We start from the raw sequence: 13375 nt of genomic DNA on the forward strand, positions 1-13375 counted from the left end.
AACGTGTTATTTTTGATATGGGATAGGTCGTGTCAGAAGTAACAGAAGTTAGGATATTCAGTTGAAGAGGAGGTTTTCACCTTAATGATTCATCTAACAGATGAAAAGAAACACTATTATCCGCTAAGCCATCCGCAAAAAAGGATTTGGTACGATGAAAAGTTGTACACTGATACGTCGATTCATCATATTTGTGGTATTGGAGATATTAAAGGGTTTGTAGACGCCAAACTACTGATCCAATCCATTCACACTGTCATTCAAAAGCATCAAGCATTTCGCCTTATCATAGCCCAACAATCTGAGAAAACAGTCCAATCAATTTCAAACATCCATGACACAAAAATAAATGTTGTTGACTTTCGTCGTGCAGCTGATCGGCAACATTCATTCAATCAGTGGCTACAAGAACAGAAGAATACGCCGTTACTATTGAATGGTCAACCGCATTATTATTTCGCAATTTATCAAATGGACGATGATCATTGGGGAATTTTCGCTAAATTACATCATTTCATTTTTGATGGTTGGTCTATGGAGATTTTGACGAAAGAAATTGGCAGCAACTACGAGAAGTTATCAAAGGGTGAACCTATTTATCACATAGAAAATACCTCTTATACAGAATTTATTATTCGAGAAAAGAAATACCTCGATTCTAAACGTGCAACTAAAGACAGAGCATATTGGCTCAATAAATTTCAATTAATTCCGGAGCCAATTTTTCAGTTTAACGCTGATCAGCTCCAGGCTAAAAGAAAAGCATATTCTCTTGACAGTAAATTAACAACTTCCATTTATCAATGGACGAAAAAGAATAATTGTTCAGTAAATGATTTTTTTGTTTTTTTAGTTTCTTTATCTATACATAAATTGTACGGAAGGCAGAAATTCACAATTGGTATGCCTGTGTACAATCGCTCAGGAGCTAAGGAAAAACAGACAATTGGCATGTTTACGAGCACCATTCCTTTGTTATTTCATCTAGATCAAAATGCCTCAGTGTTTGACCTGCTTTCAACGGTCAAGCGAGAAATCCGCAATTCCTATCATCATCAAAAATACCCATTCGACCTCCTGATTCAAGATCTGCAGCTTAAGAAGCACGGGTATGATTCTTTGTTTCAAGTCGTTGTTAATTATTATCCATTTTCTCCATCTCATCAATTGTTCAGTTACCAATTTGAATTAACCGAAATACACCCGGGTCAGCAAGTATTCCCATTGCAAATTGTCATAAATGAATGGGCGGAAAACCAACTCTCATTGGAATTTGATTATCAAACATCTGTTTTTCGCGAGACTGATATTGATCAGATGTCTAGTAGACTAGTTCAATTAGCACATTTAGTGATGGAAAACACGAATTCCATTGTTCGAGATCTTTCTATCATTACTGAAGAAGAACGAGAAAAAATGCTAGTTTCATATAATCAAACAACAAGACCTTATCCAAAAGATAAAACGGTTGTGGAATTGTTTGAGGAGCAGGTTAGGCTTACCCCGGAAAAGGTTGCCCTAAGCTGTGGGACAAACCATTGGACCTATGAGGAACTGCACAATAGAATTGGTCAACTTGTAGGTAAGCTTGCCCAAATAGGTATTGGACCTGAGAGCAGAATCGGAGTATTTGGCTCACATTCTATGGAACTTATTGCCGGAATTTTCGCCATTTTAAAGGTAGGGGCAGCATATGTTCCGATCGAGTATACCTATCCAGACGAGCGGATTACAGAAATTATAGAAGACAGCTGTTTGACTTGTATCGTGATAAATATCGATCTTCCAGAGGAGATTCACTTTGATGGTCAGATTTTACATGTAGCAGAGTTGGAGAATATGGATGAAACGATATATATAGATCATCATGTCAGACAGCCTGAACCACATGATTTGGCTTATATGATCTATACTTCTGGTTCAACAGGAAGACCCAAAGGTGTAATGATCAGACATAGCAGCCTGACAAATTACTGTTGGTGGGCAAATAGGGTGTACGTAAATGAAAAACCAGCTGTTTTTGCTTTATATTCCCCCTTATCATTCGATTTAACTGTCACATCCATTTTCACACCATTAATTGGAGGGCATGAAATTCGAATATATAAAGAACCGAAAGACGGGTTCGTATTATTTAATATTTTACAAGAAAACAAAGTGACCGTACTTAAACTTACACCAGCTCATTTAGCTCTGCTTCATGAGAAATGTTATAAAGACAGCTCAATTCAAACGCTAATTGTCGGGGGAGAGAATCTTAAAGTATCAACAGCGCAAACTGTATATGATCAGTTTCAAGGAACCATTTCTATCTTTAACGAATATGGACCGACAGAAGCAACAGTCGGTTGTATGATTCATAAATATGATCCAAAAACAGATACCGGTCATTCGGTGCCGATTGGCAAACCAGCTAATAATGTGCAGCTATATGTCCTTGATGAACATCACCAGCCTCTACCGATGGGAAGCATTGGTGAGCTTTACATTGCCGGTGATGGAGTGGCAAAAGGCTATTGGTGTCGTGATGATTTAACAAAAAGTCATTTCATAGAGGATCATTTCTTAACATGTAAGACATTATACAAAACTGGTGACTTGGTACGTTTTAACGAAAACGGGTTACTTGAATATGTAGGTAGAAAAAATCATCAAGTCAAAATAAATGGATACAGGATTGAATTAGAGGAGATAGAAGCTCGATTATTAGCTTTACCAGCTATCACACATGCATATGTAACGGCATGCGAAATGCCAGATGGACGTAAGCAGTTGTCTGCTTACATTGTTTCTAAGGAAAATATGGACCCATCTGTCATAAAAGCAAGCCTGAGCTCTTCACTACCGGCATATATGATTCCGGTGCATATCATGTCTGTGGATGAAATTCCATTAACAACAAATGGGAAAATCGATCGTTCGAAACTTCCAGATCCTACTGGTAACCAAGAGGAAATGAGCCAGGAAGCTTTCATTTTTTCTGATAAAGAAGGCCTGTTAGTAGCTGCTCTTGAGGATGTACTGGGAATTAGCACCATTGGATTGGACCATCAATTTTTTGAGCTTGGTGGTGATTCGATTAAAGCGATTCAATTATCATCTCGTTTGAACACAATCGGTTATGTCCTTAGAACGAAAGACATATTAGCCTATCCGCATATAGCGACAATGGCAGCTAATATGAAAAGAAAAGAACATGCCAACGAAGAAAATGAGCAAGCACCAATGGAGGGAGAATTGGACTATTCCCCGATCTATCATTGGTTCTTTAATCAAGGTTATCAACAGCCGGAATATTACAATCAATCTGTATTGCTGCGACTTGATAAGTTAGTACAATCCAAAGACATCGAAACAGCTATGGACGTTTTAGTACAACATCATGATAGCTTGCGGCTTAATCTTCGTTCTGATGGTGTTTTCTATTATAACCCAAAGCATTTAGATGAACATGTGCAGCTAAAAACCTTTGATTTGTCTGAATTGACTTACCAACACCAGCTTCATAAAATGGCTGAAATTGGTAGGGAGTTAAAATCCTCATTTGATCTTGAAACCAGTTTATTAATTAAAGCGGCTATCTTTTATTTAGGGAATCAAGGCAACCGGCTTTTAATTACCGCACATCATTTTGTTGTTGACGGTATTTCATGGAGAATTTTGCTTGAGGATTTGGCAACAATTTTAGACAGCAAGAGGCAATTACTAAAAATCTCGCTTCCACCAAAAACAAGCTCGTATCAAAAATGGACGAAACAGGTGACAGAATATGCTGACAGCTTACATACAGAAAATGAGTGCTATTGGACGAAAAACATGGCACATCAAAGCCCTCAACTCATTGTCAGAACGGACGGAAGTAAACAACTAATGAAGCAGACTGCAACAGTCAGTCAAAAAGTGATCAAAGATGTAACAGAACAATTATTGTTCCATACGAATACTGCTTACCAAACAGAACCAGTTGATTTATTACTAAGCTCGCTTTCTATAACAATGTCGCAAATGACAAATAACCAAACCATCCTTTTCGAGATGGAAGGACATGGGCGAGAAGAAATGAACGATGAGATCGATGTTTCCCGCACAGTGGGGTGGTTTACAAGTATTTACCCTGTTTTAGTAACATTACCAAATTTTGAGTTAGCCGACCAGATTAAAACAGTGAAAGAACAGCTTCGCCAGGTTCCGAAAAAAGGATTCGATTATTTAGTAAAACGCTATATAAGTAAGCAACAGCTACCGAAAACGAACGAACAACAGATCATTCGCTTTAACTATCTTGGTGATTTTAACAATTTGGAGACTTCTGACCTGTTTACTTTGTCAGAGGAATTCACAGGTCATGATCTCGGACAAATGAATAACTTCAACGTTTTACTAGATATATCTGTGATGATCATTGAAGGTCAGCTGCGATTGTCTGTGACATATGCTACTAGTCAATTCAGTGAGAAATGGATATCGAGATTTATGGAGAAGTGGATCAACAAGCTGACAGAAATCGTGGATCATTGCATGAACAAACAAAATATTGAGTTTACTCCATCTGATTTTGACACGGTTAAGTTAGATCAGGAAGATTTGGACTTACTATTAATGGACTAAAAATCTCCCAATAGAAAGAAGTGTTTCTGTGTCGATAAATGCTTATTACAAAGAAGACATTGAAAATTTAGAAATGTACCAACGATTGATTCAATATTGGAGCATTATTTTTGACAGGCGTGAAAAGATCGATGTGTTGGATAATATGAACTTTAATATCAATCTATTTCCTGAAATTTTCACAAGAACCGAGATGGCAAATCTGCACTCAATCGAACCTGGCTATACATCACCGGACGGCTATACAGAGATGCATGAATTGATCCGTGCACTGGAATTAGCTAGACTGCTCGAGCATGCACCAGGCCGGGAGGAGATTGCGAGAAACCTAGTGAATCAGGCGGGAATCGGCTGTGGAAATGGCTGCACAAATGTCATGAATGGTGTAATAAATGCCATTTTAAAGCACAAGCAAGAGGAAGGAATGACGGAAAAACCCGAAGTGGTTTTAATTCTACCAAATTATACTGTCTATACAGCTCAGCTTTCAAATCTGCAAGGTAAAGTAACACCTCGATATGTACATACAAAACGAGAGAATCATTTTTTACCAACTTGTGAAGAAATAGAGAGTGTCATTTCTCCTTTAACGGCAGCTGTTGTTATTACTTATCCCAACAATCCTGCGCAATCAACGTATGAAGGCGATAATGTGGAAGAATTAAAGAAAATCGTGAAGCTATGCCAGGAAAATGAAGTATATCTTATTGCAGATAACATATATCAAGACCTTGTCTTTCCCCGGGAGAGGGGGTTTACAGAAATCTTTAATTTGACCGACCGTTTGGATTATGTCGTCAAAGTATACGGATGCTCGAAAGATACTCCATTTTATTCCGGTTATCGTACTGGTTATTGGTTTGGAGATCCACGCCTTACAGAAAAGTACAAATATATGATCTCATCTATGGAAAATAGTCTGAATACTCATTCACTCGTATACTTTGCATTGAATTTATATTTTAAATACAAAACGATCGTTAAAGAGGAACCAGTCCTTGAAGATATGAAGTTTTTTACGCAAGGCTTATTCGGATGGAGTCAGCAAGTAAGTGGTGAACAACTTTTTAATAAAATGACTGAATTGGATTTGTATCAAAACTATAAAACTAGGATTAAACGATCAAACGATATTCAAGAGGATGCATTAACACAGCTCATTGATTTTGTCACACAGTCCAATGTGTTCACTGATTATGTAAACCAGAAAATCGGTAATGTATTTTTTATCAAAATGAATCCTGAACTGCATTCCGATCATGACCATGCTTTTTTTAATAAATTATTTAATGAAGCAAAATGCGGGGTGCTTCCAGGAAATGTATTTGGGATTCCGGTCCACTCCAATGAAACGTGGTTTCGCATCACTCTCATTCATGATCATGTGGAAAATATCATTCGAAATTTACGAAAGATTGAAAACATGTACACACATCAGCATGTCTAGGAAGATAAGCATTTAAGGGAGGGGAGAGCATGACTCAACAAAAGACCAATAGCCTGATTGAAGATATTATCGCATTGTCGCCAACACAAGAAGGTATTTTATACCATTGTTTAAAAGACACTGAGCTTCCACTATATATTAGCCAAGTGATGCTTCAGGTAGAAGGAACAGTGGTAAAAGAACAATTGGAACAGGCATTGGAAATTGTTTCACAGGAAAATGAATGCTTGAGATCTGTTTTTCGCTGGGAGAAAATCAATCAGCCCGTACAAATTGTCTTGAAGAAGATGGCAGTCAAAATTGAAGAAGAGGACATTTCTGCATTATCTGCTGCAGAAAAGGAGCACCAAATCGAAATCATTAAAAGGCGAGAACAAAAGAAGGGATTCGATTTAACAAAAGGACCGTTACTGCGAGTGGTCTTATGCCGAAAAGACATAGGAAAGTACCGTATATTACTGCAATTTCACCATATCATTTTAGATGGCTGGTCACTCGGACTCCTTCTTAGCGAATGGTTCCAAGCCTATGAGCAGATCACAAGAAATGAAAAAGTGAAGAAGCAGAATAAACCAAAATATAAATCATACATAAAATGGCTGCAAAATTACAACCATCAACAAGCAGGTGAATTTTGGAAACAAGAGTTGAACACATTATCAACTTATACAAAATTACCTACACGTTCGCATAGTAAGCAATTGGACAAGAATGTTGAACATGAATCCTTGTCTATGGAAGAAATCATGCCGAAGATTGAATCATTTTCCAAAGACTATGGGATTACGGTAAATGCGGTGATCAATGCTGCTTGGGGGCTAATGCTGCAACGATACAATAACAGTGATGAAGCCATTTTCGGCTTAACTGTTTCGGGGCGACCGGAAGAGTTAAGCGGGGTTGAGCAGATGGTCGGTTTGTTTATCAATACGATTCCTGTGATTGTAAAAAGTGAAGGAAACCTAACAGCGGTTAATTATGTACAAAACGTTCATCAGCAATTAATTCGACTCAAAGAAGTCGAACACTTACCACTTAGTGACATACAATCTGTTGTTCAAAGAAGTGGGTCTGAACCACTTTTCAACCATTTCCTGGTGTTTGAGAATTATCCGCTTGATCAACAACTTTCAGAAGGCAACTATACTGGTTTTACCATTACAGGCTATGAGGAAGAAGAAGTAAATCATTACGAATTAACTGTCTCATTTCTGTTAGCAGGCAAACCGGAATTAAAACTTGATTATCAAGCAGATTTGTTTGACAGGCAGACAATTCAAAAGCTGGCAAATCACTTTTTCGTCGTCTTAGATCAGATCACCACACAGCCTGATAAAAAGTTGTCATTTATAGAGCTTGTGACAGGAGAAGAGAGAAATCAACTCTTACAGAAATTTAACCAAACCGAAACATTCTATCATAATCAGGAGAAGACTGTTTATGAATTGTTTGTTCAACAAGCACAAGCAACACCTGAGTTGCCAGCAGTTGTATACAAAGAAGATCAGATCATTTACCGTGAGTTAGCAACGAGAGCGGAACATCTTGCAAACCATCTTCAACAACAAGGTGAAGGTGAAGGATCTATCGTGGGTATTCTGATGGATTGGTCGACAGATATGATGACAGCCATCATGGGAGTGCTTGGTTCAGGTAGTGCATATTTGCCGATAGATCCTCATTATCCTGAGGAACGAATTCGATACATTATAAACAATAGTCAAGTCAAAACGATTGTAACGTCTGAACAACACTTGGAAATGGCGGGTAGCATGGCATCATCTACTGTTATTCTTAATGATGGCAACTGCCAAACTTTTAACAATGAAACTAAAAGTACACAAGAAGAAACAGACAGGAAGGTCGTTAATTTTTCATTGGCCTATGTCATTTATACATCAGGATCAACAGGACGGCCAAAAGGGGTCATGATCGATCAGCAGGCATTTACCGAATTTGTCCTTTGGGCTGTGGAGGAATACGAACATAAAGTTGGTTATCAAGTATTGTTATCCAACTCTTATGCGTTTGATAGCTCGGTCCAACAAATTTTTCCGCCTTTAGTTTCAGGAGGAACCTTGCATCTGCTTAACCCAAACGTCCGTAAAGATGCAAAGAAGTATTTACAGTATCTAAAACAACATAAGATCAATAATTTGGATGAGATTCCTGTCGTGATGAACGTGTTGGTGGAGCAGGCTGAGGAAGAGGACGAAATCCCTGTTTTACCCGATTTAACATCCTTATCCCTAGGAAGTGAATATGTACCAATAAGTCTTGTTCGGAAATGTAAAAAGCTGCTTAATTCCAATGGGAAAATCATAAACGGATACGGACCTGCCGAAACAACGGTCGAAACATGTACCTATCATTTTGCAGGGGATGATGACAACGAGATCTCACTTGTAGGTAAACCCCGCAGCAATTTAACCGTTTATATTTTGGATAAGGATCATCGGTTATGTCCGATTGGTGTTCCTGGTGAAATTTGTGTTAGCGGAATCGGTTTATCCAAAGGCTATCTGAATCAGTCTGAACTAACGGATGAGCGGTTCATTCCAAACCCATTCAGTGATGTTCCTGGAGTCAAAATGTACAAGACAGGTGATGCCGGACAGTGGTTACCTGATGGGAATGTTCAATATATTGGCCGTATTGATAATCAAATAAAGATTCGCGGATACCGTGTTGAACCTGGGGAGATTGAAGATGCACTGCTTCAACATCCTTTGATTTTGGATGCTGTCGTGGTCGTACAAGGAAACAAGCAGAATCATCCAGTACTTTGTGCGTTTCTGAAATCTGCCAAGAAGCCTGAAATACGTGAACTGAAAACATTTTTGGAATCCAATTTACCGGACTATATGATTCCAGCCTTTTATCAATATGTTGAAGAGTATCCTAAGACACCTAATGGGAAAATAAATCGTCAAGTACTTGAGCAATTTGAAATTGAACAAGATCAAAGTCACCATGACAATAGTTTGCCACGTCATGAGTTGGACAGCAAACTTGTTGAAATTTGGAAAAGTATCCTAAACCACCCTAGAGTCGGGATCCATTCTAACTTTTTTGAACTTGGTGGTAACTCTATTCAACTAATGAGGATCTATAGCAAGATAAAGAAAGAAATGCCGGATATATCGCTAGAAATAAGTGATTTCTTCACATATCATACTATAGCTGAATTGTCAGATTATATAGCAACACCAACTAAGGAAAGCGGAACGGAACCCGTTTATTCTGATAAGGATCAGCAAAATAACCAGATGAATAACAAAGATATCGCTATTATCGGAATAGGAATCCGCTTACCAGGTATAACTGGACCTGACGCCTTCTGGGAGTTGCTGAAAGAAGGCCGAGAAACCATTAAAGAAATCCCGCAATCTAGAAAAAAGTTAGATCCAACAGGATATAAAGGAAAGAACTATTTACGTTACGGCTATCTAGAGGGATTTGATGAGTTTGACCCTCAGTTTTTTGACATTTCACCAAAGATCGCCAAATATATGGATCCTAACCAAAGAATGATGCTCGAGACAACATATCATACTTTGGAAGATGCGGGCTATACTCGTGAAATAGTAAAAAATCGTTCAGTTGGTGTCTTTATGGGGGCTGTACTGCCTACTTATCATCAATATGTAGACGTAAAGATAGATGAATTGTTTGCTAGTAATCTTCCGGCTAATTTAGCAGGACGTTTGTCATACCATTTTGGATTTAATGGACCTTCTTTAGTTATTGATACGGCATGCTCATCTTCTTTAGCTGCTTTACATACAGCCATACAATCATTAAGAAACAATGAATGTGAAATGGCAATGGTAGGCGGTATTCATTTGGATATTTCACCTGTAAACCGTGAAGAAGCGATGGAATCCAGTATTGTATCACCTACAGAAAGCTGCAAGCCATTTAGTGATGAAGCAGATGGAACAATTGGGGGAGAAGGATGCATCTGTGTACTCCTTAAACCAGTTGAACAAGCTTTACATGATCATGACAGGATCTACTCTGTTATTAAAGGAAGTGCAGTTGTTCAGGATGGTGCCAGATCAAACGGCATCACATCGCCAAGTCCTGATGCACAAGCAGAAACATTGCAGCATGCGTGGAAGGATGCCGGAATTGATCCATCTACGATTTCCTTTATTGAAGCACATGGAACTGGGACAAAGCTTGGTGATCCAATTGAAATCAAAGGTATTCAAAAAGCATACCAATCTTATACCGATCAGAACCAATTTATCGGCCTCGGATCGATTAAATCGAATATAGGTCATTTGGATAGTGCTGCAGGATTAGCAGGCTTGGCAAAAGCGGCTCTTAGCTTGAAACATAATCTAATCCCGGCAACCCTTCATGCATCCAATTTAAATTCGTTTATTAATTTTGAACAATCACCGGTTTTTGTTAATACCGAATTACGTCCTCTAACATCACAAAGTACTCACCCTGCGAGAGCCGGAGTTAGTTCCTTTGGATTAAGTGGAACGAATGTACATGTCGTGTTGGAAAAGTTCGAAACAACACCATCTGATACTACTGAAGTGAAAACGAATCAAAACAAGGGTCCATACCTGATTACAGTGTCAGAATCATCTAAAGCTTTATTAACAAAGAAAATTGATGATCTTCATACATATTTGGAAGAAAGGAATGAACTTCTTCTTGAAGATCTCAGTTACACGCTAAATTGCCGTCGAAGTCAACAGCGTTACAGGTTTTCAACTGTTGTACAAAATGGTTCAGAATTGAGCAAGAAACTGCTGATAATGACAAATGCAGATATATATGAGGCGAAACAGCCAAAGTCTGTAACCGTATTGTTGCAAAATTATCATGAAGGTTCCGAAAAATTGTTCGCAGAGTTATGCCAATCAGGTCTCTTAAGTAGTGAAGAGATCGAAGAATGTAACAAACTTATAGCTATTTACTCTGAACAAGATTATTTACAACGAATAGTGAGTTATCTTTCCTTTTTGACCGGTATAACAAAGCTTCTTAGCCGGACTGGATTAAACTTTGCTGTGACTGGAGTGGGAGTTGGTGCTGCAGCTGCTGATTTACACAGTGGTTCTACAACGTTCGCAGACATAGTGAAAAACATAAAAAAATATGAAAATGATGCATCGAGAAGACTAGAATTTAAAACAGAAGATACCATACTTTCGGTCGGTTTACGTCCATCTGAAGAACTCGTATTAGACGGCCAGTATGAATGGAAGATCGATGTCTTTCCAATAGAAGGGGGAAAGGCTGGTTTTCTAACTACTCTTTCTCATCTTTACCAGGCAGGACATAATTTGTCATTTGAAGCAATTCAATCCGGCAATGTCGTGTCACTACCAGTCTATTCATTTGAGCGCAAATCGTATTGGTTTGATCTGAGTCAAGTGAGAATTAAAAACAAAAATATGACTCATGTTTCTAAGAATGAAACAAAAGAAGAAGAGCCTTTACTTCATCAATTGGTATGGACCCCGGTTGAATTAATAAAGGGAAAAAAACGGAAAATCGATGGATCTATTTTAATTGCTGGTCATAATGATGTTTTGCAAAACAGACTTGCTGAAAGGTTACGAAATGATGGTTTAACCGTCGTGAAAATCAATTATGGAACACGATTTATTCAACTAAATCAAGAAGAGTTTGAGATTAATAATCTTAACAGTCAAGATCTGGAAAACGTGTTACGTGTACTGGAGAAAAACGGTCATAAAATAGGTGCTTATGTCTGCTTGCCAGAACATAACCAGATTGCAAACAGTCAAGATCCGTTATATAGACTTCCCGGGCAGTTCGCTTCAATAGTAGACAAACATGTACAACCTGTGTCCGATCTAGGAAAACAGTTAGGTTTGAGATCAAAGGATAACCCGATTTCTATGTTCCAACTCACCCTTAATGCCGACAAAATAGTATCAGGTGATTCTCCTGTAAATCCGATGCAAAGTTTTACAGTATCACTTAACCGGAATCTCAATAAGGAATATGAACAGTTAAACGCTTATTCCATCGATTTTTCTGAGAATGAACAAACACCAGAGATGATTGCTTATTGTATGTATGAAGAGGTGATTTGGGAGCAGGGATTGAAGGAATCTGCTTATCGCAGTGGTATTCGCTATGTGAAGCAGTTACAAAGACAAAAGATCACGGTTCCTCCGAGGGAACTTTTCCGGAATGACGGAATATACCTTGTGACAGGTGGGACAGGTGGAATTGGTATGGAAATCTGCCATTCAATCGCAACAAACATACATGCTACCCTTCTAATCCTTGGAAGGACTGAACATGAAAAGTTAAATCAAACCCAGCTTGACTCATTAAATCAATTATCAGATATGGGAGCAAAAGTCGAATACTATACAACAGATATAGCAGATTACGAAAGTTTGCGTTTAGTTATTGAACAGATTAAGACAACTTACGGAAGAGTAGACGGAGTTATTCATACAGCCGGTTTGAAAGGGAAGCATGTGTCACTTCAAGATGCCACACTTGATGACTTCCATGAAGTCTATGACGCAAAAGTATATGGCACAGTTTTTCTGGATCTGTTACTGAGTGATCAGATGCTCGATTTCTTCTTTTTATTTTCGTCTGTTGATGCGGTATTGCCAGAAGCGAATCAAAGTCCATATTCAAGTGCGAATTATTTTATGGATCAATATGCTCTAAAACAAAGGCAATATGGACGGAATTTCATTTCCATTCAATGGGGCGGTTGGCAGTTAACAGGAATGGGAAAAGCAGCAACAGAAGATAATGACCAATCCATGATTCATAACATCAAACGATTATCACCACTAATCCTAGGTTTTGATCCGAAGATTGGTGTAGCTGCTTTCCATAAATTGCTAAGGATGAAATTAAGCCATACTCTTGTTACAGGATTCAACAGTCAGGATTTGGAAGAAGTTAAAAACATTGCCTTTTTTGAACTGTCAAAAGAACTACAGGATGACATGCAACAACCAGTTGAACAGACGAGCACTAGTGAATCGATTGAAGAAATTAGAAGTTTTGTTGCGACTACTTGGACCAATGTATTGGAATTAGAAGAAGAGCCTGATATACATGAAAACTATTTTTCCTTTGGCGGGGATTCCATACAAGGAATCGATATTGCCTACGAATTATCACAAAAGTACCAACTTCAGCTGGATGCAAATATATTGTTTCAACATGATACGATCAATTCTCTTAGCCTTTTTGTTCATAGTCAATTAAATGTGCCGAAATCTAAAGAAAAGATCAGTTCCATTCCTAAAGCAACACCCTTATGAAACGAGAGTGACAAGTAATAGC

Annotated in this window: 3 protein-coding genes; all 3 read left to right on the forward strand. The window is 38.2% G+C overall.

The window, feature by feature from the left end; genetic code table 11:
• Positions 1–84 precede the first annotated feature (84 nt).
• The 3 genes from LC095_RS15230 to LC095_RS15240 are packed head-to-tail and all read left to right on the forward strand — an operon-like array spanning position 85 to position 13353.
• The gene (locus LC095_RS15230) at positions 85–4608 is read left to right on the forward strand and encodes a non-ribosomal peptide synthetase (protein WP_226528956.1); all 4524 of its coding nucleotides are present in this window, start codon (positions 85–87) and stop codon (positions 4606–4608) included.
• Positions 4609–4636: 28 nt separating this feature from the next.
• Entirely contained in the window at positions 4637–6055 is a 1419-nt protein-coding gene (locus LC095_RS15235; RefSeq protein ID WP_226528957.1) for an aminotransferase class I/II-fold pyridoxal phosphate-dependent enzyme, read from the forward strand.
• Positions 6056–6084: 29 nt separating this feature from the next.
• Positions 6085–13353 (forward strand): hybrid non-ribosomal peptide synthetase/type I polyketide synthase, encoded by a 7269-nt coding sequence (locus LC095_RS15240; RefSeq protein WP_226528958.1) that lies wholly within the window; start codon positions 6085–6087, stop codon positions 13351–13353.
• Positions 13354–13375: the final 22 nt, after the last annotated feature.

This window comes from Metabacillus niabensis, assembly GCF_020524345.1.
Lineage (GTDB): Bacteria > Bacillota > Bacilli > Bacillales > Bacillaceae > Metabacillus > Metabacillus niabensis_B.

Coding starts and splice junctions, on each gene's coding strand:
- LC095_RS15230 (WP_226528956.1), top strand. CDS start 85: ATGATTCATCTAACAGATGAAAAGAAACACTATTATCCGCTAAGCCAT.
- LC095_RS15240 (WP_226528958.1), top strand. CDS start 6,085: ATGACTCAACAAAAGACCAATAGCCTGATTGAAGATATTATCGCATTG.